General features: G+C 67.6%; 19 protein-coding genes. 2 read left to right on the top strand and 17 right to left on the bottom strand.

The genetic code is table 11. The features are described from left to right. The first annotated feature begins 1 nt into the window (after nucleotide 1). Together J2X63_RS02460 and J2X63_RS02465 are read left to right on the top strand one after the other, a co-directional pair. Complete coding sequence (locus J2X63_RS02460; RefSeq protein ID WP_309973535.1) at nucleotides 2–1360, top strand: hypothetical protein; 1359 nt, start codon at nucleotides 2–4, stop codon at nucleotides 1358–1360. Next, nucleotides 1360–2541 carry a glycosyltransferase gene (locus J2X63_RS02465; protein ID WP_309973537.1) on the top strand — a complete coding sequence of 394 codons (1182 nt, stop codon included), beginning with the start codon at nucleotides 1360–1362 and terminating at the stop codon, nucleotides 2539–2541. The genes J2X63_RS02460 and J2X63_RS02465 overlap by 1 nt, the downstream gene beginning before the upstream one ends. On the opposite strand, the gene J2X63_RS02470 is transcribed toward J2X63_RS02465, so the two are convergent. The 17 genes from J2X63_RS02470 to J2X63_RS02550 all read right to left on the bottom strand — a co-directional run bounded on the left by J2X63_RS02470 (nucleotide 2538) and on the right by J2X63_RS02550 (nucleotide 26045). Continuing rightward, the gene (locus tag J2X63_RS02470; protein ID WP_309973538.1) at nucleotides 2538–3746 is read right to left on the bottom strand and encodes a glycosyltransferase; all 1209 of its coding nucleotides are present in this window, start codon (nucleotides 3744–3746) and stop codon (nucleotides 2538–2540) included. The genes J2X63_RS02465 and J2X63_RS02470 overlap by 4 nt on opposite strands. Continuing rightward, on the bottom strand, nucleotides 3743–4747 hold the full coding sequence (locus tag J2X63_RS02475; RefSeq protein WP_309973540.1) for a glycosyltransferase: 1005 nt from the start codon (nucleotides 4745–4747) through the stop codon (nucleotides 3743–3745). Before J2X63_RS02475 ends, J2X63_RS02470 begins: the two co-directional genes overlap by 4 nt. A 101-nt stretch (nucleotides 4748–4848) precedes the next feature. After that, the gene (locus tag J2X63_RS02480; RefSeq protein WP_309973542.1) at nucleotides 4849–6180 is read right to left on the bottom strand and encodes a hypothetical protein; all 1332 of its coding nucleotides are present in this window, start codon (nucleotides 6178–6180) and stop codon (nucleotides 4849–4851) included. Between the two features lie 249 nt (nucleotides 6181–6429). Beyond that, the gene (locus J2X63_RS02485) at nucleotides 6430–7701 is read right to left on the bottom strand and encodes a glycosyltransferase family 4 protein (RefSeq protein ID WP_309973544.1); all 1272 of its coding nucleotides are present in this window, start codon (nucleotides 7699–7701) and stop codon (nucleotides 6430–6432) included. Further along, nucleotides 7698–9512: an NAD-dependent epimerase/dehydratase family protein gene (locus tag J2X63_RS02490; protein ID WP_309973546.1), complete on the bottom strand. Its 1815-nt coding sequence runs from the start codon at nucleotides 9510–9512 to the stop codon at nucleotides 7698–7700. Before J2X63_RS02490 ends, J2X63_RS02485 begins: the two co-directional genes overlap by 4 nt. Nucleotides 9513–9801: 289 nt before the next feature. Then, complete coding sequence (locus J2X63_RS02495; protein WP_309973548.1) at nucleotides 9802–11664, bottom strand: nucleoside-diphosphate sugar epimerase/dehydratase; 1863 nt, start codon at nucleotides 11662–11664, stop codon at nucleotides 9802–9804. A 957-nt stretch (nucleotides 11665–12621) separates the two neighbouring features. Then, the gene (locus J2X63_RS02500) at nucleotides 12622–13233 is read right to left on the bottom strand and encodes a low molecular weight phosphatase family protein (RefSeq protein ID WP_309973549.1); all 612 of its coding nucleotides are present in this window, start codon (nucleotides 13231–13233) and stop codon (nucleotides 12622–12624) included. Next, nucleotides 13230–14654 (bottom strand): polysaccharide biosynthesis tyrosine autokinase, encoded by a 1425-nt coding sequence (locus J2X63_RS02505; RefSeq protein ID WP_309973551.1) that lies wholly within the window; start codon nucleotides 14652–14654, stop codon nucleotides 13230–13232. Before J2X63_RS02505 ends, J2X63_RS02500 begins: the two co-directional genes overlap by 4 nt. A gap of 146 nt (nucleotides 14655–14800) precedes the next feature. Then, entirely contained in the window at nucleotides 14801–15880 is a 1080-nt protein-coding gene (locus J2X63_RS02510; RefSeq protein WP_309973553.1) for a heparan-alpha-glucosaminide N-acetyltransferase domain-containing protein, read from the bottom strand. Nucleotides 15881–15887: 7 nt separating this feature from the next. Continuing rightward, nucleotides 15888–16502, bottom strand: a complete 615-nt coding sequence (locus tag J2X63_RS02515; RefSeq protein WP_309973555.1) for a thymidine kinase — start codon at nucleotides 16500–16502, stop codon at nucleotides 15888–15890. Beyond that, a complete protein-coding gene (locus J2X63_RS02520; RefSeq protein ID WP_309973557.1) occupies nucleotides 16503–17216 on the bottom strand; it encodes a response regulator in 714 nt (237 codons plus the stop codon). Then, nucleotides 17203–18333, bottom strand: a complete 1131-nt coding sequence (locus J2X63_RS02525) for a hypothetical protein (protein ID WP_309973559.1) — start codon at nucleotides 18331–18333, stop codon at nucleotides 17203–17205. Before J2X63_RS02525 ends, J2X63_RS02520 begins: the two co-directional genes overlap by 14 nt. Nucleotides 18334–18338: 5 nt before the next feature. After that, entirely contained in the window at nucleotides 18339–19574 is a 1236-nt protein-coding gene (locus tag J2X63_RS02530; RefSeq protein ID WP_309973561.1) for a hypothetical protein, read from the bottom strand. 149 nt (nucleotides 19575–19723) lie between these two features. Next, on the bottom strand, nucleotides 19724–21853 hold the full coding sequence (locus J2X63_RS02535) for an intein-containing Rv2578c family radical SAM protein (protein WP_309973563.1): 2130 nt from the start codon (nucleotides 21851–21853) through the stop codon (nucleotides 19724–19726). A gap of 96 nt (nucleotides 21854–21949) precedes the next feature. Then, on the bottom strand, nucleotides 21950–23728 hold the full coding sequence (locus J2X63_RS02540; RefSeq protein ID WP_309973565.1) for an ABC-F family ATP-binding cassette domain-containing protein: 1779 nt from the start codon (nucleotides 23726–23728) through the stop codon (nucleotides 21950–21952). 310 nt (nucleotides 23729–24038) lie between these two features. Next, nucleotides 24039–25565, bottom strand: a complete 1527-nt coding sequence (locus tag J2X63_RS02545; RefSeq protein ID WP_396133103.1) for a malate:quinone oxidoreductase — start codon at nucleotides 25563–25565, stop codon at nucleotides 24039–24041. A gap of 21 nt (nucleotides 25566–25586) precedes the next feature. Continuing rightward, the gene (locus J2X63_RS02550) at nucleotides 25587–26045 is read right to left on the bottom strand and encodes a VOC family protein (protein ID WP_309973568.1); all 459 of its coding nucleotides are present in this window, start codon (nucleotides 26043–26045) and stop codon (nucleotides 25587–25589) included. Between the last annotated feature and the right edge of the window lie 2 nt (nucleotides 26046–26047).

A 26047-nucleotide genomic window follows, 5' to 3' on the forward strand; every position in this document is an offset into this window, starting at 1 on the left:
AATGCAGTCGGGTGCTGGCGACGAGCCTGAGGCCCGTGGACGCCGCTCTCGCGGGCTGAGCCTCGGCATTCTGACAGGCGTCGGTTCGCGCGCACTCGTACTGCTGGCGCCGATCCTGACGATTCCGGTCACGCTCGGCTATCTGGGCACCGAACTCTTCGGCTTCTGGATGGTGGTCAGCTCGATTTCCGGGCTCGCCGCGTTCGCGGACTTCGGACTGGGCAACGGCCTCCTCACCAAGTTGCCACCGCTGATCGCCGCGGGCGACGGAGTCCATGCGCGAGCAGTGACGAGCACCGCCTACGCCGTGTTGAGTTGTGTCGCCGGACTTGCATTCGCGCTGGGGTGGGTGGCTGCGTACACGGTGGACTGGGGCGGCCTCTTTCGGTCGAGCGTGCCCGAGGAAATGCTGTCGTTGACCACCGGACTGTGCCTCTCGGCATTTGCAGTCTCGCTGCCGCTTTCACTGGTGCAACGGGTCCAATACGCCTACCAACAGGCGTGGGTGAGCAATCTCTGGCAGGTCGCGGGCGCGATCACGACGATCGCCGGCGTGTACATCGCAGTCGGGGTCGGAGCCGACCCCCTGCTTGTGATCGCGATCGGCGTACTGGTGAACCCGGCGGCGATGCTCCTCAATTCGGTCTGGTACTACTGGGCCCATCCAGATCGCCGGCCGGCCGTCGCTCGCGCATCTCGCTCAGAAGTGGGTGGGCTGGTTCGCCTCGGCGGCGCGTTCTTCGCAATCTCCGTGGTGACCTCCTTGGCGCTCAATGCCGACGCCCTCATCGTCGCCCTGCGAACCGACCTCGAAGCCGTCAGCACGTTCGCGGTGGTGGCGAGACTCTTCTCAGTACTCGGCCTTCTGATCACATTCACCGCACTCCCCCTCTGGCCCGCCAATGGAGATGCGCTGGCACGCGGCGATACCCAGTGGGTGCGACGAACCACCCGGTTGATGTCGTTGATCGTCTCCATCGCGGTCGGCTTGGGAGGCTTCGCCCTGGTGATGCTGAGCGACTGGATCATGGGCATCTGGCTGGGCGGTGCGCTGGTGGTGCCCCCGGCCCTCAGTATCGGTTTCGTCATCTGGTCCGTTCTGCTCGCCATCGCCTCGCCCATGTTCAGCGTGCAGAACAGTGTGGGAGTACTGCGCTATCAACTGATCGCCTGGCCCATCTATCTGGCGCTCAGCGTGCCCCTCAAGCTGTTGACGGTCCCGGTACTGGGCCTGCCAGGGATACCGCTCGTTTCCACGGTCTGCTATGCGTTGTTGCTCCTGCCCGCTGCAGCTCTCGGTTATCGGGCAGCCATCGTACGCGCCAGCCGAACACCACATCCAGAAATCGGGGTGAAGTGATGCGCATCGCCTACGTCGTGCCCGACCCATACCCGACGAACTCCGCAGGCACGCAACGCGTCAACGGCATCATCGTTGCCCTTCGATCTGCGGGACATGAGGTGACCGTCGTGTCTCCGTCGGCACCACCAACCGAGAATGTCGATCGCCCTTGGTCGACGGCGGACGAAGTCGTCTTCCTGTCGGAATCACCGCGTCACCCGGATTCTCGTCTGGGGCGCGGTTGGCACGGATTGACCACAGGGGCGGCGGCCCAGAAGAGGCTTGTCGAGGCAGCACCGCGACCGAACGTTGTCATTCTCTACGGCACCCGGCTGAGCTATCTGATGCGTCTCAGACGGTCCTGCCAACGGCTCGCTGTCCCACTCGTTGTGGACCTCGTTGAATGGTATGATCCGGCGCACCTGCCGGGCGGCCGGTTCGGTCCGTTCAGTGTCGCGAACGCCGCGGCCATGCGATCGGTGGGCAGCGCATCGGGAGCGATCGTCATCAGCTCGTTCCTCGAGGAGCACTATCGGTCCGATGACTTCCCCGTCATTCGTGTGCCCCCGTTGATGCCCGACGAGCCGGGGACCGCGTCCGGCCTCACCGGACGAGGAGGTTCCCTCACACTCAGTTATGTCGGGTTTCCGGGGCGCAAGGATGCAGCGACCTTGCGGAGCTTGTGGGAACTGGACCGATATCTCGGCGACGACATATCGAGAGTGAAGGTTGAAGTCGCTGGCATCACCGCGCAGGGTGCGGCATCGCTGCTCGGCATTCAGGGGCCAAGCCCTGCGCACATGCACTGGCACGGTCGACTGGATCACTCCGCTGCAAGGCAGCTCGTGGCAGGTAGCGATTTCGTCGTGCTGCAGCGACCGGAAGCACGGTACGCCAAAGCCGGATTCCCGACGAAGATCGTCGAGAGCCTCTGGATGGGAACGCCAGTCATGGCCAACAATTCGAGCGACCTCGCCGCTTACCTCGTCGAAGGCTTCAACGCAGCGTCGGTCGAAGACGACAGCCCTGGCGCCTTAGCGAGGACAGTCCGACGCCAGTTGGTTGAGAAATCGTCGTTCGAACGGGCGGCCATACAAGAGGCGGCACGCAGAGACTTCGCGAGCTCCCGGTTCACCGACGTGCTCAGTGCGTTCATGGAGCAGATCCTCGGTGATTCTCGGGACACATCCCGGCGTTAGGTGCCGTCGTGCCCCTCGACGAAGTGGACGATCGCAGGACCTTGGGCGACTGGACTCAACTGACTCAGGACGTACGCCCGAGCCGAACGTCCAAGCTCCAGACGTCGCTCTCGAGACATGCCTCGGACTCGCTCGATCGCCGCAGCGATCCCCTCCACCGTGGATTCCGCGAGCACGAGGTGCTCGGCGAGCCCGTTCGGCAGGCTCGGCAGCCTCGTGCTGATCGTCGGCACACCGAGCGACATGAACTCGAGGAGCTTTGATGGAAAGGAGTACTTCGTGAATGAGTGCCGCAGCTGCCGCGGGTTGACGAGGACATCCAGGCTGCTCAGATGCCGCAGCAGTTGATCTCGGGGAAGCACGCCACCGACGCAGATACGTGGATCCACGGCGGCACGCTCGGCCAACCAATCGTCAAGGCTCCCACGGCCGAAGAGCTCAAGCCTGATGTCGCCACTGGAAGTCGAGATCGCGTTCACAAGGTCGGCGACACCGTACTCGTCACTCAGGCCGCCCCCGTAGCCGACGCGAAACGTCGACTCGGGTTCCTCGTCAGAATCAGGGTCGCCGAGGAGAAGGCTCGTCGAAGCGAAGCCCGGGGTGATGAGACTGGGCACTCCGGGTGCATAGTCGGACGCCAGATGCGGCGTGAGCGCAATCACCCCATCGAATCCGGAACACAGGGACTTCATCAAGCGTCGATCGATTCGCTTCATCCCTGCGACAAGTCTGTTTTCGCCAGCGATGGAGACAGCGGGTGGATCGGTGAGTATCACGCAGATACGGATTCCCATCGTCCGTTTCACGATGCGGGCATAGAGCAGGAACGGCGTATGCGCTCCATGCACGACGACCGAGCGAACCCCTCGGCTCCTGATGAACCTTGTGCCACGGAGCAGGCACTGCACGAAGCGCGTCACGTGCTTGAGTCCGAGAACGTTGATGAACCCGAGTAGGAGACCCGCAGTCCCGTGCTCGTGAAACCTCTTCGACCGAAAGAACACCTTTGGATAGGCGGGGAAGTTCGGCACCGGGGCAGTCGAGAGAAGAGAAACTCGCGCGCCACCCTCTCGAAGCGCCGAGACGACGTTCCACGCAAACGCGTCAGTCTGTGTTGGGAGCACAGGGCTTCGACGAGTGATCTCACGAATGTCCGCGTCATCAACTGTGAATCCGAGCAGGAGTACGGCTGGATCTGCCGTCACGATTGTTCTCCTGACGAGAGAACGCTTCCATATGCGAGGGCGAGTCGATCTACCATGTGATCCAGCGTGTAGTGTTCAGCAATTGCCACCTTCGCTTCCGCACCGAGCTTCCGGCGAAGATCTGGGTCGCCCAACACCCTGAGCGCCTCGGCGAGCTCCGCGGGAGCATGTGGGGCGACGAGAACTCCGCCCCCATGTGCGAGCACCTCGACGTTGCCGCCCACGCGGGTCGCAACCGCTGGCAGCCCCGCGTTCATGGCCTCGAGAAGGGCATACGACAGATTCTCGTGAAGGCTGCCGAGGACGAAGACATCGGCAGCGGCCAGCAGGCGATCCACGTCATCGCGCCGGCCGAGGAGTATGACCTTCGTCTCGTGTTCCGACCGCAGCCACTGTTCGATCACCCAACGATCAGGCCCATCGCCCACGAAGACGAGGATGGTCGGCTGGGCAAAGCGAGCGAGTTCGACCGACGCGAGGATGTCTTCGATCCCCTTGTCAAGCGTCAGACGCCCGACGGCGACGACCAGCATCGTGTCATCCGAAACACCGAGTTCGCATCGAACTTCAGATCGCGCGGCTGGATCGATTCGCGTCGGGGGTACGCCGTTAGCGGTCACCCCCACAAACTTCCGAGCGTACGGTCGGAGCACCGGCTTCGAGATTGCTGCCTCGCACACGGTCGATATGTGCGAGGCGAGTTGCAGCGTCAGCCGCTCCAACACAACTTCGACGAAACGCCGCCTCAGGGTCCGCCGGCCATGCACGAGATCGCTGACGGATCCGTGCACGGAGACGAGCACCCGCGACACTCCGGCGAGGCGGGCAGCGACCACGCCATGGAAGCCCTCGTTCCCCAAGCCGCGCACGTGGGCCATGTCGGGCTTCGCTCGGCGCATCTGTCCGGCCATCCGCAGAATGAGCGAGAGGTTGATCCCGCCGGCTGGACGATCTTGCACGACGCTGATTAGTTCGAATTGGTCGCCGAGGCTCGAGTTCATGAGGTGCGAGTGACCGGTGATGGGTCCTCCGGTTCCAGGCGTTCCGAAGACATGCTGAACTATGCGTGGTTTGCGCGCAACGGCCCGCCGACGCATTCGCCTCATGTGATGTCACCGCGAACGGGTAGGAGACGGTAGCCGCGTGCGTCGAGTGTGGGTCGAACAAAGGCACGAACCAAATAGATCGCGATCAGTGTCACGAAACCGATGGCTGTGTAACGCGACAGCATCAGCTGATTGTTGGCGGGAATGTAGATGGCGGCGATCATCAGTTGGCAGAAGAGGATGAGGCTCAGTGCGTCACGCTCTCGTCTCACCCCCATCCAACACCTAGCCAAGAACCAGCCAAAGATCGCCATGAATACGACCGCGCCCGGGAACGTGACATCAGACGCGATCCAAGGAAAGAAGGTCGACCATACTTGCCCAGCTGGCCACCCCGTTCGTTCCTCTGTGCGGGCCGGATACGACAACTCCATTGGATCATCGCCGCCAAAGTACTGGACTTTGTAACTTGCAAGGGCGGGGACGCTGGCGCCGCCGGAAAACTCGAAGGGCGTCTCGAGACTCTTCGAAAGTCCGATGTAGCCGTTTACGGGATAGTAGAGGGTCACTGCTAGGCCAAGTGCGAACCTCTCTCCGAACATCTGCGAAATCACCGGGTCGGGCGAAAACTGACCTGCTGCGCCGAGTCCTTCAAGCCTGTCTGCCTGGATATTCGACATGAGCACTACAAAACTCACGCCGAGTAGCGCCAACACGGCCCAATATCTCCGGCGCCTGTGTTGCGCTTGACGCCCGGGCGGAGACATACGCGAGGAGGGTGCAAACGAAGGGGTGATAGACCTGCTTGAGAGTCGTTGGGGGTCGAAAGACGCCGCGAGGGCCGCCAGCAGTGCAATCAGTACATCGCCAAATCCCTTGAGTGTGCCGATGTACAAGAAGTACATCAAGTACGCAATGACGCTCAGCACGGCGAGTGCGCGCAGGAACAATCCGAGTGACCGCCAGAACCATACAGTCATCGGAATGAGCACGGCATACAGCGCTCCCGCGAGGACGGTCAACTGGATGGCAAGATTCACTCGACCCGTACGTTCCTGATCCGCATAGACCGCGAACTTGTGGAAGTAACTATCGCCCGGGTTCAGCGCAGCTTCGACGATCGAACCCAGGGATGTAGCGCCGTATTCCGCAAGGGAGGCCGCCGAAAAGGTCAAATACCAGACGCAAGCCAGAAATACTAGCCACTTCTGGGCCGACGATGCCTCTCGCGACGCTGGCGCTCGATAGCTGCGCTTCTGTTTGATGGACAACCTGTAGCCAGCGCCGAATGCGAGACAGGCAGAAGCTATGAACAGTACCTCGAGCGCAAGATTCTCTGCTTGTACGGAATACGGGCCGATCAGGAAGAGGACAAACGTACCAATCACGAAAACGAGGACTACCTTCAGTGGGAAATAGGGGTGCTCCGTGGGCCGGTTCGGTGTTGATCCCCTTGCGGAGACAGGGCTAAGCATCTCGGTTGGCCCAGCTCTTGATCCTTCGGCTGATTCGCGGAGAAGACGTCGTTCCGCCCTGCCTGACGGCCACATCGCCCGAACAGGCGCCCTGCAGCGGTGTGACCGAGAGATTCGGTTGCCGCCAGACACGAGGGCGCCGGGCTCCACTGTGCGGGTCGGTCAATTTGATCCTCCAATGCGGACGCGGTTCGTGGCCGTTCCAGAAAGTGAACGGATGATCTCGCCTGCGGTTGACGCAGCGGAAAGATGTGCCTCGTAATACGCACGACCGAGCGCACCGTGGCGCTGCCATAGACGAGTGCCACCTTGAGCCATTCGAACGATCGCCTCACACAAACCGCTCGCGTCCCCCGGTGTCACGACAACGCCCGCCTCCGCTTCACGAATGAGCCGAGCCCCATCACCCGCGAGGTGTCCGATTATCGGAACGCCGGACGCGAGCAACGTCGCGATCTTGCTAGGGGTCGTGTAATGCAGGAACGGAGTGTCGGCGAGGCTGACGAGTTGAATGTGAGATCGGGCGATGCATTCAGGGATATCGCGTTGCGGCACTCGTCCGAGGAATCGAACGTTCCAGAGTCGTTCTGCAGCTGCCTGCCGCTCGAGCCGTTCACGGCTAATTCCATCTCCGACGAGGAGGATCCGTATCTGCGAGTGCTTCTTGAGAAGTGCTGCCGCTTCCAACAGGGTGTCGAGGCCCTGCACCTCGCCGATCGCGCCCGCGTACATGACGTCGACGAATTCAGGACTTTCATCCGAGAGTTGAAGTTCTCGGCGGAGGTCTGCCGCTGGCCTGAACAGTGACTCATCGGTTGGATTGGGAGCGTAGACGATCTTGGCTGGATCGAGCGCAGGGTGACGCGACAGGATGATGTCGCGCAAACTCCGGGAACTGACCCCGACGATCGTGGCCTTGCGCTCGGTGAAGCGGACGATTCGATTCGCGACGGCCGCTGCCAGATCGCCCAACCATCCAGCCGGAATCATGCCGCTGTCTATGAGCGAATCTGGCCAGAGGTCCTGGACATGCAGGAAATATGGCGTTCTGCCGTTCCGCGTATGGCTGAGCAAGGGAAGCCCGACCGTGACAGGCGAGTTGTAGACCCAGACCGCATCGACGTCTCGGAGAGCCGAGCGACCCGATGCAGTCGCGGACAGCGCAAACGTCGAATAGTTGGCGACACGACCGAGAACAGACGCGCCGTGATTCGGGATCAGGGCGACTCGCGTCACATCGATGGCGCCGTGTTGTTCTCTCGTGCGGCGCCGCACCCGGTACCCGTCGTAGAGCCGACCGTCGGGGTAGTTGGGAAACCCGGTAAGGACGCTCACACTGTGCCCTTGGGTGATGAACTCACGGGCGTATACCCCTGGCAATGAGGCAGGTCCGGGTTCGGGATCGAACCACTGGGCGAGGATGCCGATTCTCATGTTCGCACGCCTCCTCGAGCGAGGATGGTTTCAATGTGCTGCCGCGGGACGGCTGGGAATGTCGAGTCGAACGCGGAGGCCTGTCCCTGACCCATCCACATCATTTCGAGCCGGCGGGTCATTCCCGCAATTTCTGGTACCACACGGCCGAGCTGACGTGCGCAGAAGAGAGACGCACGGCACAACCAGCGCGGCAAGTGGAGGGGTTCGGTCCCGCTGGCGGCTCGCAGCACATCCCCGGCCGACAGGCCTTCCCACGGTTGGAGCATGACCGGACCGAGCGATTCGTTGCTGGTAGAGACCCGGATCACGAAATCGACAAGTCCATCGATGCTGCTCACGACGGTGGGCTGAGACCCATCCCCAGCGACGCTTGCCATGGGTGAACGTGAAATTGTCCTGAGAGTCTCCGTCGTGGACCGACCATGGCCTTGAACACTCGTTGCGCGTATGACGATCGCGTCAGAGTTTTTCGTTGCCCGGCCGGCTGCCAAGAACGCGCGCTCGCCCAGCGCCTTGGACCGCGAGTACGGCGAGAAGGGCAATACCTCCATGGTCTCGTCTAGAACGGCGCGGTTGCCCTGCACCGCGGCGGAACTGATGTGAATCGTGCGCTCGACTCCCGCACGGTCGGCGGCGTGCAGCACGATCGCGGGTACCAACGCGTTGGCGCCATAGAGCTCGTATGTGTGCGGAGCATCAGGCGTGGCGAGGCCAGCGGCATTGACGACGACGTCGGTTGCTTGAAAGGAGGTGACGAGCGCGGCCATCCCGGGATAGTTCACGGCGACGTCCGATATCTCCTCAGCTCGGTCCAGCCTGGGCGCCATCCGCACGCGTGGGCCCGGTATACGGCGAACGTCGAATCCGCGAGCCTCGAGCTGGGTGGCAAGCGCATCGCCGACAAAGCCGGAGGCGCCGACGATGGCCCACCGGGTCGGTCGGAATCGAGGCCGCATCAATGGCGACGCGGGAGGGTCAAGCGAACCTAAAGCCATGTGCGGTCGAGGCTCCGGGCTGTGACCACGGAAGCGCGGCAGCAGAAGGAACGCGGCGCAGAGACCGCCGATGAGAATGAGCCCTGTCCACGCAGGGACCAGTGCCAAGAGGACGAGGCCACCCGCGATGCTTGTCGCGATGCTGAAGAGCGTCACGATCGCTGACACTTGGAGGTGGCTCAGTCCAGTCTCTGTCAATCGCTGATATACGTGCATGCGATGCGACCGCAGCACCGGCTCACCGTTCCGGAGGCGCCGGAACAGGGTGAACGACGTGTCGGCGAGGTACACAGCGAGGGGAGCTATGACTGCCACCGGTTCAGCGCCGTAGAAGATCGCCGCAACGCCGACGGAAGCGATCGACGCGCCAAGCAGATAACTGCCGACATCTCCGAGGAAGAGGCCCGGTCTTGTCAGGTTCCATGGCAGAAAAGCAGCGAAGACAGCTGATATCACTAGCCCAAGGAAAGTGAGCCACGGCATCGCAGTCAGGACTCCGATGAACGAATAGGAGATCCCGACGACTGCACCGTGCAGGCCAGAAATGCCGTTCACGCCATCCATGAAGTTGGCCACATTGACGTACGACATGATGGCGACCGCGAAGAACAGCACCGCCCCCCACGACTGCCCCGTCAGGGCACCGAGCGGCACCGCAACGACGAGACCGACGACAAGTTGCCCCATCGCGCGAACAAGCACCGACAACCCGCGGACGTCTTCCGCGAGCCCGACCAGACTTGCGAGAAACACACCGACAGCGATCACGGCGACCAGGGCTACCGCGATGTCGGATGGACGTGCAATGACCATTGCGGAAGCCGCAAGATATCCGAGCAGCGGTGCGATTCCACCGCCACGCAGCGTTGGCTGTGAATGTGAGGATCGCAGACTCGGGTGATCGACCACAGCGTGTCTCTTCAGGATTGTTCCGAGGAAGAGCGGTGACGCCAAGCTGACCAATCCCGCTACAGCGATCGTCCACCAAACGAACGTGCTCACTTGGGCCCTTGGTGGTCCACGACATGGCCGTCTGCCGAAGCGACCCGAGTCCACAGCTTGGTCTCGCTGCCCCCGGGCACCGAGAAGTCGATCCGAGCACTCACGACGTCCCTTTCGCCACAACGGTCGGCCGAAGAATCGCGATCATCGCGGTGTCGTTGTCGCGCACCTTCCTCGACATCTGGAGGTCCCACTCCGCCTTGTCGAGCGCCGACGGCGGCACCGGGGCGACCCGGGCATGCGAGATCTTCGGATGCCGCGGTCGCGTCGTCTGCTCGGACGCGCCGACGAGCTCTTCGTGCAGCTTCTCCCCTTCACGCAGGCCCGTGAAGACGATGTCCACGTCGCGACCCGACATCTCGATCATCCGCTCGGCGACGTCGAGGATCCGGACGGGCTCCCCCATGTCGAGGATCAGGACCTCACCGGGCGACCCGATGCCTCCGGCCTGGACCACGAGCTGGCAGGCCTCGGGAATCGTCATGAAATAGCGCGTGGCATCCGGATGCGTCACGGTCACCGGGCCGCCCGACCGGATCAGTGCCGCGAAGGTGGGGAGCATGGATCCCCGGCTGCCGATCACGTTGCCGAACCGCACCGAGAGGAATGCGGCATCCGTCTCGATCGCCATCCACGCCGTGAGCTTCTCGGCGACGCGCTTCGAATGACCGAGCACGCTGGTCGGGTTCGCCGCCTTGTCGGTCGAGATGTTGACGAAGGTCCGCACGCCGCAGTCGCGCGCCGCCTCGAGCACGTTGAGGGTGCCGATCACGTTCGTCTTCCACGCCTCGTCGGGATACTGCTCGAGCATCGGCAGGTGCTTGAGCGCCGCCGCGTGGAACACCACCTCAGGGCGACGATCGAGGAACACGTGCCGCAGGGCGTCGGCATCGCGGATGTCGGCGAGCACGACGTCGGGCGTGTCGAGCAGGCCGTGACCGGCGGTCGCGAGCTGCGCGGCCTGGAGGCCGGTCTCGTCGCGATCGAGCATGATGAGCTCGGCCGGACCGAACCCCACGATCTGGCGGCACAGCTCCGCGCCGATGGACCCGCCGGCGCCCGTCACCAGCACCCGCCTGCCCGCCAGGTATCCGGCGATGGTGGCGACCTCGGTATCGACCGCGTGCCGGCCGATGAGGTCCTCGATCGAGACATCCCGCATGTCGGTGAGTCCGGTGCGGCCGGCGAGGATCTCGTCGAGCCGGGGCAGCACCTTCACCTGGAGCCCGAGACGCGTGCCGGCGTCGTTCACGCGACGCAGCAGCGCCGAGTCCGCTCGCGCGATGGCCACCACGACGACCTTCGCCCCGGTCTCTCGCGCGACGACGTCGAGGTCGGCGAGCGTCCCCCGCACCTGCACGGAGCCGTGCCGCACGTTGCGGAACGCCGGATCGTCGTCGAGCAGGCCGACCGGCACGAAGCCGGAGTCGGGGTCGGTCATCATGCGGCGCACGAGTTCGGCGCCGAGGTAGCCGGCACCGTAGATGATGGTGCGCTCGGCGTCGGCGCCGGGGCGGTACTTGTGCTCGACGTAGAGCCGCTTGAGGTATCGCGCGCCGAACATGATGAGGAGCGCGATCGGCAGCGCGATCACCACCGTGCTGCGAGGCACGCCCAACGCGGTGCCGAACAGCCCGACCGGCACGGCGAGCACCACGGCCACGACGAGGACGGCCATGCCGAGGGCACGAACCTCCTCGAATGTGCCGTAGGTGTATCGGCCCTGGTAGAGGGTGAAACTCCATCCGACCGCGAGTTGCAGCGCCGCAGCCAGGGCGGCGAGCACCAGCATCGGCCCCACCGCGATGGCCGACACGTTGTACTCGTACCGCAGCGCCTCCGCGACGACCACTGCCAAGACCCACGCGAACGCATCGATCGCGTACTGGGCCCCGAACCGCACCGGCAGATTCCGACTCGTGCGCTCGACGGCGGCCGCCCCCCGCTCGTCCGTCACTGCCATGAGCCACCCCCGTCGCTCGTGCAAGCACTTCCCCCGCCCACAACCAAACCATGCCATCGCCCCCCTGCGCCAGCCCCACGCTGCCAGGCGTGACGTTCGCCCGGAGGCACCCGCCCGGATCGCCGGCGACGAGGGAGCCATCGGCCAGTGCGACGTCCACGAGCTGGACGCCATCGCATCCGTTGACGTCGAGCACCGCGAGTCGATAGACGCCAGCGCCACCGCCGAGGGCCGCGGTCCCGGGCACGTCGACCGGCGCCGACCAGGTGGACCCGACGTCGGCCGTCACGTGCACGGAGCCGCTCTCGCACAGCACTGCGGCCGAGCCGTCGTCGAGTGGAGCGACCTGCACGACGCTGGGGCACGGTGCGGGCCGATCCCCGGCCGGGCTGTGGACCACCGACCGGTCAGCCGGATCGACGAACCACGACGTCCCGAGCTCGCCCGGAGCCGCCTCCCACTCCGCGCCGCCGACGAACGACCACGCGTACGACGGCGCGCAGCCCTGCGGCGACAGACCGATCAGCGAGATGAACGCATCGTCGCCGGCGGTGATGTGCTGCACGGCAGCGACGTCACCGGCGGGGAACGATTGCCACGTCGCACCGCCGTCACCGGTGACCTCCACCGTCGACGGCTCGGGACACGACGATGCCGAAGCGCGAACGGCCGACGACGCATCGAGTGCGGCGATCGCACGGTCGGGCGTCAGCACGGGCGCGGTGGTCGGCGGTGCGGCCGTCGGCGTTGCGGATGGCGTCGCACGGGGCGTCGCCGTGGCGGGCGCCTCCGCACCCGGCGTCGACCCCGCACCGTCGACCGTTCGGTTCTGCATGACCGCGAGCGCGCTGAGCACGAGCACCACCGCGGCGAGGAGGCCCAGCCCGATCGCGGTCCGCACCCGTGCCCCGCCCCGCTGGCGGGCCGCTCCGCGTCGCGCTGCCATGGAGCCGATCCCTAGATCCGCCCGGCTGCGCGGTGGAGCAGGGCGGCGACGGCGTTCACGGCCGGCACGAGTTGCGCCGCCGACGTTTCGTACGCGGCGGCGCCCTGACGGAAGGGGTCGATCACGTCGGCGTCATCGGGAACGGCAAGTGGTTCGGCGATGCCCCGCTGTGCCCCCACCGCCGCGACCGCGGCACCCAGCACGACGTCGACGGCGTCGCGATCGCGGAGGCCGTCGGTCGCAGCCAGCGCCTGGTCGAGGTCGGCATCGGTGACGGATGCCGCGAGCGCGGCGAACTCGCGCAGGGTGAACGTCGACCGCGTGGCCGCAGGCACGAGTTCCACGATCGCACGCCGGTGCTCGCGGGCGAGCGCCAGCACCAGGTCGGCGTCGCGGACCGATGCCGCATCCAGCCGCCTGGCGACGTGGGCGGCGGCATCCGTCACCCCGAGTCGTTCGGCGATCGCCCGCGCGTCGCGGTCCATCGGCTCGCCGACCCAGGCGATGGTGCCGGCGCTCCCCACCGAGACGTCCACCCCGTCGAGACCGATCCGCAGCAACTGCTCGGCCATCGGCGACCGGCAGATGTTGCCCGAGCAGACGAGGAGGATGCGAAAGGTCATCCGCGGGAACGACCCGATCGATCGAGCGCGTCACCGACGTCGAACTCGTCGCCGTCGTGCGTGACGCCGTACGTGTACGCGCCGTAACTGTAACTGTCGGGCCCCTTGGTCGGCAGCATGGTCACGATGATGCCGAGCAGTCGGCTGCCGATGGACTCCAGCGCGCGCACCGCACCGGCGAGCTCCTGCTTCTTCGTCGAACCCGAAGCGGCCACCAGGATCGCGCCCCCGGCGAGCTTCGAGACGACCGCCGCATCCGTCACCAGCAGCAGCGGAGGCGAGTCGATGAGCACGTAGTCGAACTGCGACGTGAGCGTTTCGAGGAGGCGGGCCATCGCGCCGGACCCGAGCAGCTCGCTGGGGTTCGGGGGGATCCGACCTGCCGGCAGGACGTACAAGTGCCCGCGCCCCCACTTCTGCAGCACCTCGACGATCTCGGCGCGGCCGATGAGCACGTCGGTGAGCCCGACGCCGCCCTCGATGCCCAGGTACTCGGCGAGCTTCGGCATCCGCAGGTCGCCGTCGACGAGGGCGACCTTCGCACCGGTCTCCGCCAGTGAGATCGCGAGATTCGCCGTGGTCGTGGACTTTCCCTCACCCGGTCCTGCGCTCGAGATCACGAAGCTCCGCGGGCTGCCGTCGATGTTCACGAACTGCAGGTTCGTCCGGAGGCTGCGGAAGGACTCCGCACGTGGATTGCGAGGATCGGAGTGCACGATCAGCGGTCGCTTCTTCGCACCGGGGTCGAGCGCGATGCCCCCGAGCAGCGGCGTGTCGGTGACCTGGGCGATATCGTGCAGCGAGTGGATGCGCGTGTCCAGCACGGTGCGCAGCACCGCGATGCCGATACCGATCGCGAGCCCGATCAGCGCGCCGAGGACGAGGTTGAGGAACACGTTCGGGCTGGACGCGACCGCCGGTACGGTCGCCGGCTGGATGGTCTCGATCTTCACGAGGCTGGGTGAGTCGCCCTCGGGCTTCTCGAGGTCGTTGACCACGACGTCGGCGAGGTTGGCTCCCGTGGCATTGGCGATCGCGGCCGCGCGCTCGGGATCGCTGTCGGTCACCGTGATGTCGATCAGCACCGTGTTCAGCGGTGAACTCGCGACGACCTGCGCCGCGAGCTCCGCCGTCGTGCTGTCGAGCTGGAGCTCCTCGATGACGCGGTCCAGCACGATCGCGCTGTCGACGACGTCGACGTAGCTCGTCACGGCCTGCCGGGCGAAGGTCGTGCCCTGCACGAGGTCGCCGGTCACCGCGGCATCGCCTGATCGGACGGAGACGTAGAGCTCGGTGCTCGCCTGGTACTTCGGGGTCACGATCAGCGAATACGCTGCGGCGAGGCCGACTCCGGCGAGGAGGCAGACGACGATCAGGATCCAGTTCTTGTGCAGCACGCGTACGTAGTCGTGAAACTCCACGAGCACTTCCCCTCATCGGCGACGATGACCCCCGACTGCTCCGCCGCCACTCCGGCGCAGGCCCAGTCTGTGGTCAGTCTTCCACAACGGGGAAAGCGCCCTCGGCATTTGCACGGGCGGATGGCGCGGTGCGCTCGAACCCCCGCTCAGACCACCGAGGTCGCGCCCGCGGCATCCGCTCGATCGCGACCGCTCGCCCGGCGCAGCAGTCGTTCGAGCGGCCCGCGCCCGAGGTACCGGCGCCAGAGCCACGCGAACACCATCGACCCGACGATGAGGCCGATGAGCAGCGACCACGAGTCGTCGGTCGGCACGCCGTCCTCCACGCGGATCGCGAGCGAGATGACGACGAGATGGATCGTGTAGATGCTGAGCGGCATCGACCCCATCGCGGTCACCGGTGAGAGGACTGCGCCGGCCACTCGGCGCACCGCAGGCCGGGCGAGCGCCGTGAGGGTGAGCAGCGCCGCCACGACGAGGGCGCCGACGCCGACGTTGCCGAGGGTCTCGAGGGAGGCGCGGAGCGGCACCGACCAGCCCGCCTCGCCCACGAGCTCGGGCGGGGGCAGCCGCGAGGCGATCGGCAGGAACACGGATGCCGCGAGCGCGCCGACGAGCGCCGTCACCCCGATGACTCGGGGCGAGGTCAGGTCCATGCGCGCCAGCGCCAGGCCGATGAGCATCACCGGCACCCAGACGATGACGGGATAGGCGCCGCCCACCACCCAGTCGGAGAGGAAGCGGAACGGCGTCTGCCGCACCGCCTCGGCGAGCGCCGTCCGCGTGCCGAGCTCGGCGAGCGCCGGCGTCACGGTGAGCAGCCCGATGCCGAGCGCGAGCGCTCCTCGCGGTGGCAGGAACAGCAGCGGCAGCATGAGCAGGAATGCGACGCCGTAGACGTCGAGGATGATGTAGACGAGCGGATGCAGCGTGGCCCAGATCAGCATGCCGAGGGCGATGAGGATCACCGCCCGCACCGCGATCTGCCGGCGCAGCTCCCCGCGGTCCTCGGCGATGGGGCGCGTGCCTCCCGAGATGAAGCCCAGCCCGATGCCCGCCGTCAGGGCGAAGAGCAGTCGGGGGCGCTCGTCGGCGATCGCGAGGAGCGCGGCCGCGTCGACGGATGCCACGGCGGGTGCCACGTGCGCCACGAACATGCCGATCAGCGCGAACCCCCGGGCGGCGTCGACCCCGTCCACTCGGTTGAGGCGCGCGCGGCCGCTCATGCGCCGGTCAGTGGCGGCCGTTGAGCACGCCGCCGCTCTCCTCCAGGTAGCAGACGCCGCAGAGCGACTCGTAGGTCACGTCCTCGCCGTCGATCGCGACCTGGTCGCCGTCGAACACGAACACCCCGCCGATGCGGCGGGCGTTGAAGATCGCCTTGCGGCCGCAGCGGCAGATCGTCTTCAGCTCCTCGAGGCTGTGCGAGACCTCGAGCAGTCGGCGGCTCCCGGGGAACGCCGTCGTCTGGAAGTCGGTACGGATGCCGTAGGCGAGCACCGGGATCGAGTCCATGAGGGCGATGCGCAGCAGGTCGTCGACCTGCTCCGCCGCGAGGAACTGCGCCTCGTCGACGAGCAGGCAGCTCACGTCGCGACCGTGCGCCTCGATCACGCGAGTGCGGTGCTGCTGGAACCGGTCGAGCACGTCGTCTTCGGGCCCGATCGTGAAGTCCACCTCGCGCACCACGCCGAGCCGCGACACGATGCTGCGATCGCCCTTCGTGTCGACCGAGGGCTTGGCCAACAGCACCCGGTGCCCGCGCTCCTCGTAGTTGAACGCCGCCTGGAGCAACGCCGTCGACTTGCCGGAGTTCATCGCCCCATAGCGGAAGTACAGTTTCGCCATCTACTCGAGCAGCCCGTCCTCCGCCGCGCGGCGGATCAACTCCGATTTGCGGCTCGCCGGACGCCCGGCGCGCGCATACTTCTCGCGCACTCGGCGCAGGTAGGTCTTCGCGGTCTCATAGCCGACGTCCATCCGGTCGGCGACCTCTGCGGTGCTGTAGCCCTGCGCATAGAGGCGGAGCGCCCGCTCCTCGGCGGCGCTGAGATGCGCCGCGCCCGCGTCATCGACGGCCGGCTTCGCGGCGGCATCCGCTGCACGCCCGCCGTCGGCCGATGCGGGCCGTCGGTGACCGCGGTCACCCCGGATGACGCTCCGGGCGAGTTCGACGAGCTGCTCCGCAGGAAGGGTCTTCGAGGCGAACGCGGCAGCGCCGGCCGCGATGCAGCGATCGCGTGACGCGTCGTCGTCGACACCGCTCACCACGACGACCTTGGCGCCGGCCGCGAGGCAGGCGCGGATGCGCGACTCGATCGAGACGGTGTCGCCGAGCTGCAGGTCCATGAGCACGAGGTCGACGGGGAACTCGGGGTCGCGGATGAGGTCCATCCATGCCGTCGCCCGCACGACGACCTCGAAGTCGGGCGCGTGGTCGGTGAACCACGTCGCCAGGCTGTCGACGATCAGCCCGTGGTCGTCGAGCAGCGCCAGTCGCACCCGCGTGGTGGGCGCATCCGCACCGTGGCCCAGCGGCGTGCCGGCCTCAGCCGGGAACATGACTCAACTCCACCCTGACATTCTCGCGCGTCACGAGCGCTTCCGCTCGCATCGACACCGCACGGGCGACGGCGATGAACCGGTCGAGCTCACGCCGCGACGGCGGCGTCGCGCCGTTCGCCGAGGTGATGACGAGGCGACGGCGCGACACCTCGAGCTCGATCGACATTCGGATGCCCGCAGAGCGGCTCCCTTCGCTGAGCCACGTGAGCAGCGCCGTCAACGCCGAGCGCTGGTCGTCGGCAAGATCGTCGGATGCCCCGGTGGGGTCGTCGACCGACACGGGAATGCCGCGCGACAGCCGGATCGTGGCGGCGAGGTCGTCGAGCCACGTCGACTCGATGCCGGCCTTGAGCGCGCGCCGCAGGGCCTCGGCGAGCTCCCTTGCCCGGTCGGCGTCGGCGACCGAGATGCGATCCGCGGTCATCACTCCGGCGAGGAAGGGCAGCACCTCGCGGCCGAGCACCGAGACGCGGCTCTGCTGCACCGACCGCGCGATGCCCGCCCGCAGCTCGCTGTCGCGCTGGAGTGCGGCGCGGTTCGCCTCCCGCTGCCAGGCGAGCGTCACGGCGACGATCGCCCACGAGTAGCCTGCCGCCGCCGCGGTCAGCGCGAGCACAGAGGCCGACTCCACGGCGACGAGTGTCACGACGGGCGCGGCGATCACGGTGGTCGCCGGCGACCCGATGATGAGGATCGAGAGCACCGCCGTGGCGACCACGCCGCTGAACAGCAGCGAGACCCAGGTGCAGAACGGCGCCAGCGACAGGATGAGCATGCCGACGACGACCGGGCCGAAGTCGTCGTAGAGGAACCGGTTGGCACCGATGGTCGACAGGTACTCGGCGATGGCGCCGCCGAGAGCGAGCGCCACGACCAGCCACAGCGATTCCGTGCGGAACGGCGCCCGGCCCGGAGCCGCGAGCACGGCTGCGCACCCGCCGGCGGTGGCGACGAGCGCGATGGCGAGGAATGCCGCCCACGGCGAGCCGACCTCCGACCAGTGCGCGACGGTCAGCACGACGGACGTCGTGACGGTGAGCCCCGCGCCGACCACGACGAGCGGGGCGGCCGTGATGCCGCCGATCGGGTCCGCCTCCTGCTGCGTGAGTCGCATCCGGCTCATTCGCCGCCCTCGGGGACGGCGAGCACCACGGTGGTGCCGACGTTCCTCGTGGACCAGAGGCGGACGTTGCCGCCCTCCTGCTCGACCCTGGCGCGGATCGATGTGCGGAGGCCGATGCGGTCCTCGGGCACCTCCGCCTCATCGAATCCGACCCCGCTGTCCATGACGGCGACCGTCACCTCGCCGCCGCCGAGGCCGATGGCCAGCTCCGCCTCCGTGACGCCCGCGTGCCGCGCGACATTGATGAGGCACTGGGCGACCGCCGCGTCGAGGGCGGCCAGCCGCGCCGGACCCAGGAGGCCCAGCACCGCGAAGTCGCCGGTGACGTGCAGGTCGAGCCCCGCGTTCGCCGCCGACACGAGCGCCTGCTCGAGCGATGGTGCGGTCACCCCGGATCGGCCGGCTCCGTCGGTTGCAGGGTCGCCGCCGGCACACGCCCGCCCCGCGTCGTCTGCCGACGCCGCACCGTGGTCGACGGCCCAGTCGCGGCCGACGATGAGTCCGAGGTCCTGCCGGATGCCATCGCGCAGGCGATCATCGACCGGCCCCGAGCCCGCGGACGCGATCGCGACCAGGTGACTGAGCGCCGTGTCGTGCAGTCGCGCCGTCGCCCGGAGCTCGTAGTCATGGCGAATGGCGAGCTCTCGGGTCTGCTGGCTCGCGCGGTGCAGCCCGGTCTCGCGGCGCGCGTCCCATCGCCGGCTGATCCCGTCGAAGCTGCGCGCGACCACGACGATGCCCAGGGCCGCGACGGCGGCCACGTTCGGAACCCAGTCGGCCCCGTCGACCGCCGCGCCGAGGAACGCGGCGGCCTCGCCGAGCCCGTATCCGAGCACGGCCCACGTGATGCCGAGCACGGAACCGACGCCCGCGCCGCCGACGAGGACGAGCGCCACGCGGGGCAGGGCGAGGATCACGTTGTTCGTCGACTCGAAGCGGTACTCGGGGGCCATCACGAGTACCGCGAGGGCCAGGACGACAGCGGTACCCGTGATGAGGTACAGCAGGGTCGTGGTCACCGTCGGCACGCGTGCGACCACCACGAGCAGCGCCGCCATCACGCCCAGCAGGACGGCGCTCGACCAGCCGGCGATCTCGCCACCGGTCGTCGCGCTCAGGACGCCGATGGCGATGCCGACCCCCAGGCACACCCATGCCGCGCAGTGCCCGGCGTGTGCGAGCGCCCGACTCAGGGAATCTCGCGCCAGGTGCGCGGGCAACCCAAGGGTCATGGTGGTCCTTCGCTCGCGGCCGCCGTCGATCGGGTTCGAGGCGGTCTCAAGCGGATTATCGCAGGCGCGGGCAGCCCTCCGCAGTCACCGAGCCCGTCGTTCGAGCGGCGGCGCAGTGCTGCGGCGGCTCACAGGGTGCGCGTTCTGCCTCAGAAGAGGGCGTCGGGGGCGGGCGGGAGGCTGAGCGCGTCGGGCAGCCGCGATGGCCCGCGTGCGGCCGGCACGGACACGCCCCGGTCGGCCAGTGCCGCCGATCGCACGCCGCCGGTGACCGGGTCCTCGCGCCCGCGCTCGAGGCCGTGAGCCCTGATCAGGGGCCGCATCCGTTCGCCGAGCCACCGACGGTAGGCCTTCGGCGCGTACGTGTTGTTGCCGTAGTACATGGAGCGGTACCGCGGCACGAGCTCGGGATGCTCCTGCTCCAGCCACTGCATGAACCACGGCTTCACCCCTGGTTTCAGGTGCAGCGCGGTGTAGAGCACGCTCGACGCACCGGCGGCCTTGGCCTGCCGCAGCGCCTCGTCGAGGTGCGCCCGTGTATCGGTGAGGTACGGCAGGATCGGCATCATGAAGACGGCGCAGTCGAGGCCCGCCTCGCGCACCGCGGTCACGGTGGCGAGCCGCGCCTTCGTGCTGGGCGTCCCAGGCTCCACAGACTGCTGGAGCTCGTGGTCGTAGACGGCGATCGACATGGCGAGGTCGACCGGAACCCGCTTCGCGGCCTCGACCAGCTGCGGCAGGTCGCGCCGCAGCAGCGTTCCCTTCGTCAGGATGCTGAACGGCGTGTCGCTCTCGGTGAGCGCGTCGATGATGCCGGGCATGAGGGCGTAACGCCCTTCAGCTCGCTGGTAGGGGTCGGTGTTGGTGCCGAGGGCCACGGGTTCGTGCCGCCATGAGGGTTTGGCGAGTTCGGGTCGCAGCACGTCGGCGACGTTCACCTTGACGATGATCTGACGATCGAAGTCGTCTCCGGCGTCGAGGTCGAGGTAGGTGTGCGTGGGGCGGGCGAAGCAGTTGTGGCTCACCACGCCGTTCGCCATGAAGTCCCCGGTGGTGGTCGTGATGTCCATCAGTTCGACCTCTTCGTCGAGGGCGTCGATCGATACCACGCGGAGATCAGCATTCGTCTTGACGGCGACCCCGGCGATGGCCAGTTTTCTCGTGATCGCCGGCTGGGCGACAGAGAAGAACGCGTTCCTCACCGGGAGGCCACCAGTCACCCGGATGTTCACGACTCCGTTCGGGCGTGCCGGTTCGCGTACGAACGTGAGATCGAATGCAGCCAACGCCCGTTCGATGGCGGTCAGCACGGCCTCGTCCTTGTTGGAGATCCGCAGAATTCCGCGACTGCATGATCCCTCTGCATCGAAGACTCCCCCGAGGTAGCCAGCCGCCCATTCGTCACTCGGCTCGTCGGGCCATGCGATCAGCCCGGTGATCGCCTCGTACGCATCACGGCGTGCTGTTCGGATTCCAGACATCGCCCGACGGTTCTCGCGGGGCCCCGAGAACTCGAATCGATTGGTCGCGACGCCGAACTGCTCGCGATACGTGCGCGTACGCGCCAGCGCCTCACGGTCGGCGAGCGCCAGCCGGAACTGGTTGACGTTGTTCACGCCGCCGTTCGCCCTCCGGTACGTTCGCTCGAACATGAGCCCGTCTCCCCGGATCATGCCCGTCAGGTAGCCGGACGCATACGCATCGGAGAGGACGGAGATCTGCGAGCGGAGTCCGGCGCGGCCGAAGCCCTGCAATGAGTTGCCCGTCGTCAGGTAGGGCCGCTGCCCAGGGCCGCTCATGGCGCCGGTCACGTGCTTCCAGCCGCGATCCGTCAGGAACCGGTGGTCGCCGCTCGCGACGATCTCCGAGCCGTCGGCGAGGACCACGCGGTACGCGGGCTTCCGGGTCGACCACTTCGCCACCACCTTCGCCGGCGCATACCGTCGATAGCGCCCACCAGCTCGCGTCCCGAGCACCTCGTCGCCGACCTCGACCGACCAGAGCGGCTTTTCACGACCGTCGCTCATCGTGATCTGCGTCTCGGGGTCGATGCAGTACGTGCACGCATGCGAGCAGCCCCGGTAGGGATTGATCGTCCAGCCGAAGGGCATCATCGACTGGCCCGGCACCTTGTTGAGCGCCGACTTCGCGAGCACCTCGTGGAACGTGATGCCGGCGAACTCGGGCGTCTGCACCGACCGCACGAGGTTGTTCAGCTTCGCCAGCCCCGGTAGGGCGTCGCCCTGCTCGACCCCGAGTTCCTGCCCGCTCCACCGCATGATGCTATTCGAACACATGTTCGAATCCGAGGCAAGCGGATGCCGCGGCGCGTCCCCGTCTCGCACAGGGCGCGCCGCGGCATGCTGCTCGTCAGCTCACGACCGCAGCACAGCCTCGCCGACCAGGCGCCCCGCGTCCAGCTGGAGCCGTTCGGCCGCCCAGCGCCGGCGCAGCCATCGGTCGTGGCTGGCGATCACCACCGCGCCGGGGTACGAGCCGAGGGCCGCCTCCAGGTCGGTGGCGAGCCCGAGCGACAGGTGGTTCGTCGGCTCGTCGAGGAGGAACACGTGCGGCGGCCGCGCGATGACGAGGGCGAGCGCGAGCCGGCGCTGCTGCCCCACGGAGAGCGCGCCGACCGGGCGGTCCGCGTCCCGCGCCGCGATGAGCCCGAGGCTCGTCAGCGGCACCTGCTCGGCCCGGCGGGCGCCGAGCACCCGCTCGTACAGGCGCCGCGGCGAGGCATCCGGATCGGCGAACCGCACGTCCTGCTCGAGGAGTTGCACGCGCAGCCCCCTCCGCCGTTGCACCGTGCCGGCGTCGACCGACTGCGTACCCGCGAGAACGCCGAGCAGCGTCGACTTGCCGGCGCCGATGGCGCCCGTCACCAGCAGGCGGGTCAGCGGCGCCACCTGCAGCGATCCCACCTCCAGCCGGCCGGCGACCGACACGCCCGACAGCTGCAGCAGCAACCCCGACGGCTCCTCGAGCGCGTGCGAGCCCGACGGGATGCCGGCGAACTCGAGCAGCGCCGGCGGCTTGCGCACCTGGTCGCGCTCCAGCGTGACGAGCCGCTGCTCGACGTTGCGCACCCGACGGGACACCGTCTGCTCGACGTTGGCGCGCTTGAACTTCGTGATGAACTTGTCGTTGTCGGTGGCCGCGCGCCCGTGCGAGACGTTGCGCGCGGTGTCCGTCGCCGCCAGCCGCAGCCGGCGCAGCTCCTCCTGCTCGTCGTCGTACTGTCGCTCCCAGCGTTCGCGCTCCTCCGCCTTCACCGACAGGTACTCGCTGAAGCCGCCGCCGAAGACGGTGCCGCCGGATGCCGCGAGCACCTCGTCGCGCGACGCGCCGGCTGTGGCTCCCGAGGCCGCGAGCTGCAGCGCGCCTGCGCGTCCCGGGTCGAGGTCCAGCAACGCCGTCGCCACGCGATCGAGGAACTCACGGTCGTGGCTCGCGAAGAGCACCGGCCCGCGCCAGGCGCGGAGTCGGTCCTCGAGGTAGGTGGCGGCGTCGTCGTCGAGGTGGTTGGTCGGCTCGTCGAGCAGGAGCGCGTCGGGTGACGAGAGCAGCAGCGCGGCGAGGGCGAACCTGCTGCGCTGGCCGCCGGAGACCTCGTCGATCCGGCGATCGAGGCTGATGCCGGAGACACCGAGTCCGTCGAGGACTTCGTCGCGACGCGCCTCGACCGACCAGACGTCGGCACGTTCGGCGGCGTCGAGCGCGGCCGAGTAGCGGGCGGATGCCGCGGCGGCCCCCGCATCGGTGACGCCGGGGTCGGCGAGCGCGGCGGCGGCGTCGTCGAGCTCGCGTTCCATGGTCCGCACCTCGGCGAGGGCGGCCTCGATCACGTCGCGCAGGCGCTGCTCGGGGCGGAACGGGAGCTCCTGGCGGAGCAGCCCGGTGCGCACGGGCCGGGTGAGCCGCCCCGAGACGTCGGCCTCGTCGAGCGCAGCGGATGCGGCATCCGATCGCTCGTCGACGCCGGCGATGAGCCGGAGCAGCGTGGACTTGCCGACGCCGTTCTCGCCGATCAGGCCGAGTCGCTGCCCCGGTGCGACGGCGAAGCCGAGGTCGGTGAAGACGCGCCGGCCGCCGTAGGACGCCGAGAGCCCGTCGGCGTGCAGGTGGAGGGAGTGTGAGAGGTGTACAGCCATGCGGAACGTCCGTTCGCGAAGGCTCCCGGGTCGGCGCGCGACGCCGCCGATGGCGGACGCGAGCAGACGATGCACCGACCGGCGCGCACACGGCACGAGGGCGCGGGCGTCGACCCGGGAGCGGAGAGAGGATCCCGCCGGGCATTCGCCGTCACGAAGGGTGCGCGCGCGACACTGTCGCGATCAGCTCAGCATGCACACCCGGTGTCTACGGCGCCTCAGGCGCGGGACGATGGGATGTGCTCACTTCATAGCGGGGTCGACGATAACAGACCCCGCCTGCACATGGCAAGCGGGATTCGCAGCGCGACTAGGCGGTGAGGTCGAGCACCTTCGCGGTCTCGGCGAGCGATGCCTCGGCGGCCGCAGGATCGCTCGAGAGCTTCGTGCCGTAGCTCGGGATCATCTCGCGCAGCTTCGGCTCCCACGCCTCCATGCGCGCGGGGAAGCACCGCGACAGCACGTCGAGCATGATGGGCGCGGCGGTGGAGGCGCCCGGCGACGCGCCGAGCAGGCCGGCGATCGTCCCGTCGGCGCCGGTGATGATCTCGGTGCCGAACTGCAGGATGCCGCCCTGCTTCGGGTCCTTCTTCATCACCTGCACGCGCTGTCCGGCGGTGATGAGCTCCCAGTCGGCGTCCTTCGCCGTGGGCATGAACTCGCGCAGCGCGGCCATCTTCTTCGAGCGGGAGGCGAGCAGCTCGGAGACGAGGTACTTCACGAGGTCGAAGTTCTTGAGCCCGACCTGGAGCATGGGCCCGAGGTTGTGCAGGCGGATCGAGAACGGCAGGTCGAACCAGGTGCTCGTCTTCAGGAACTTGGGCGTAAAGCCGGCGTAGGGGCCGAACAGCAGGGCCGTCTCGCCGTCGACGACGCGGGTGTCGAGGTGCGGGACCGACATGGGCGGCGCGCCCACGGCCGCCTTGCCGTAGACCTTGGCCTGGTGCTGGGCGACGACCTTCGGGTTCGTGGTGCGCAGGAACTGGCCCGAGATCGGGAAGCCCCCGAAGCCCTTGATCTCCTCGATGCCCGAGTGCTGCAGCAGGGCGAGGGCGCCGCCGCCGGCGCCCACGAACACGAACCTCGCGTTCACGACCTTGGGCGTCTGGCCGACGGTGTGCCGCACGCGCAGCTTCCACGTTCCGTCCTTCTGGCGCTTGAGCCAGGTGACCTGGTGATTGGTCTGGATGGATGCGCCGCGGCGCGAGATGTCCTCGAAGAGGAACTTCGTGAGGGCGCCGAAGTCGACGTCGGTGCCGGCGGCGATGCGTGTCGCGGCCACCTTCTGCTTCGGGTTGCGCTTCTTGGCGAGGAGCGGGGTCCACTCGGCGATGCGCTCGAGGTCCTCCGTGAACTCCATGTCGGGGAAGAGCGGCTGGTCCTTCAGCGCCTCGACCCGGCGGCGGAGGTAGTCGATGTTCGCCGCGCCCTTCACGAACGTCATGTGCGGCGTGGAGTTGATGAAGTTGTGCGGCTCGGGCAGCGCGCCGGTGGAGACCAGGTGCGCCCAGTACTGGCGGCTGATCTGGAACTGCTCGTTGATCGACACGGCCTTGCTCGCGTCGACGGTTCCGTCGGCGCCCTCGGGCATGTAGTTCAGCTCGCAGAGCGCGGCGTGGCCGGTGCCGGCGTTGTTCCACGCGTTCGAGGACTCCTGCGCGACCTCGCCGAGCCGCTCGTAGACGCGGATGCTCCAGTCGGGCTCCAACTGGGAGATCAGGGAGCCGAGCGTCGCGCTCATGATGCCCCCGCCGATCAGCACGACGTCGACGGTTTCCTCTGAATTCACGGATTCCAGTCTAGGTGCGCTGCGAAGGTGCTCCTGACCGGGTGACATCCCCGGCCCCGAGGGCGCGGGTCACTCCAGCTCGCCGCCGTCGAGCTGCGGCATGCCGGCGTCGTCGAGCGGCCAGAACGGGTTGTGCGCGAACTCCCACAGGTTGCCGTCGGGGTCCCGGCCGTAGCCGCTGTAGCCGCCCCATTCGGTCGCCTCGGCGGGCTTGGAGATCTCCCCGCCCGCCGCCAGCCACTCGTCGAGCGCCACGTCGACGTCGTCGCGGCTGTCGAAGTTGATCGAGAGCGACACCCCACGGAACCCTGGCGCCGACGGCGCGTCGGCCTCGGTCGCGATGCCGGCGTCGACCGCGAGCTCGGGACTCGTCCAGAGGGCGATGATCGGCCCGGGCGTGCGGAAGAACGTGATGCCGTCGGCGGAGTGCGTCGACTGACGCCATCCGAGGCGACGGTAGAACGCCGTGGCCGCGTCGACGTCGTAGACGCCGAGGGTCACGAGGGAGAAGCGCTGGGGAATGGCCATGG

The organism is Agromyces sp. 3263, assembly GCF_031456545.1.
GTDB lineage: Bacteria > Actinomycetota > Actinomycetes > Actinomycetales > Microbacteriaceae > Agromyces.

What these genes read in the sequence shown, in the direction of transcription:
- J2X63_RS02460 (WP_309973535.1), top strand. Translation starts at nt 2, where the DNA reads ATGCAGTCGGGTGCTGGCGACGAGCCTGAGGCCCGTGGACGCCGCTCT.
- J2X63_RS02465 (WP_309973537.1), top strand. Translation starts at nt 1,360, where the DNA reads ATGCGCATCGCCTACGTCGTGCCCGACCCATACCCGACGAACTCCGCA.
- J2X63_RS02475 (WP_309973540.1), bottom strand. Translation starts at nt 4,747, where the DNA reads ATGAACTCGAGCCTCGGCGACCAATTCGAACTAATCAGCGTCGTGCAA.
- J2X63_RS02485 (WP_309973544.1), bottom strand. Translation starts at nt 7,701, where the DNA reads ATGAGAATCGGCATCCTCGCCCAGTGGTTCGATCCCGAACCCGGACCT.
- J2X63_RS02490 (WP_309973546.1), bottom strand. Translation starts at nt 9,512, where the DNA reads ATGGTCATTGCACGTCCATCCGACATCGCGGTAGCCCTGGTCGCCGTG.
- J2X63_RS02495 (WP_309973548.1), bottom strand. Translation starts at nt 11,664, where the DNA reads ATGGCAGTGACGGACGAGCGGGGGGCGGCCGCCGTCGAGCGCACGAGT.
- J2X63_RS02500 (WP_309973549.1), bottom strand. Translation starts at nt 13,233, where the DNA reads ATGACCTTTCGCATCCTCCTCGTCTGCTCGGGCAACATCTGCCGGTCG.
- J2X63_RS02510 (WP_309973553.1), bottom strand. Translation starts at nt 15,880, where the DNA reads ATGAGCGGCCGCGCGCGCCTCAACCGAGTGGACGGGGTCGACGCCGCC.
- J2X63_RS02515 (WP_309973555.1), bottom strand. Translation starts at nt 16,502, where the DNA reads ATGGCGAAACTGTACTTCCGCTATGGGGCGATGAACTCCGGCAAGTCG.
- J2X63_RS02520 (WP_309973557.1), bottom strand. Translation starts at nt 17,216, where the DNA reads ATGTTCCCGGCTGAGGCCGGCACGCCGCTGGGCCACGGTGCGGATGCG.
- J2X63_RS02525 (WP_309973559.1), bottom strand. Translation starts at nt 18,333, where the DNA reads ATGCGACTCACGCAGCAGGAGGCGGACCCGATCGGCGGCATCACGGCC.
- J2X63_RS02530 (WP_309973561.1), bottom strand. Translation starts at nt 19,574, where the DNA reads ATGACCCTTGGGTTGCCCGCGCACCTGGCGCGAGATTCCCTGAGTCGG.
- J2X63_RS02535 (WP_309973563.1), bottom strand. Translation starts at nt 21,853, where the DNA reads ATGCGGTGGAGCGGGCAGGAACTCGGGGTCGAGCAGGGCGACGCCCTA.
- J2X63_RS02540 (WP_309973565.1), bottom strand. Translation starts at nt 23,728, where the DNA reads ATGGCTGTACACCTCTCACACTCCCTCCACCTGCACGCCGACGGGCTC.
- J2X63_RS02545 (WP_396133103.1), bottom strand. Translation starts at nt 25,565, where the DNA reads ATGTCACCCGGTCAGGAGCACCTTCGCAGCGCACCTAGACTGGAATCC.
- J2X63_RS02550 (WP_309973568.1), bottom strand. Translation starts at nt 26,045, where the DNA reads ATGGCCATTCCCCAGCGCTTCTCCCTCGTGACCCTCGGCGTCTACGAC.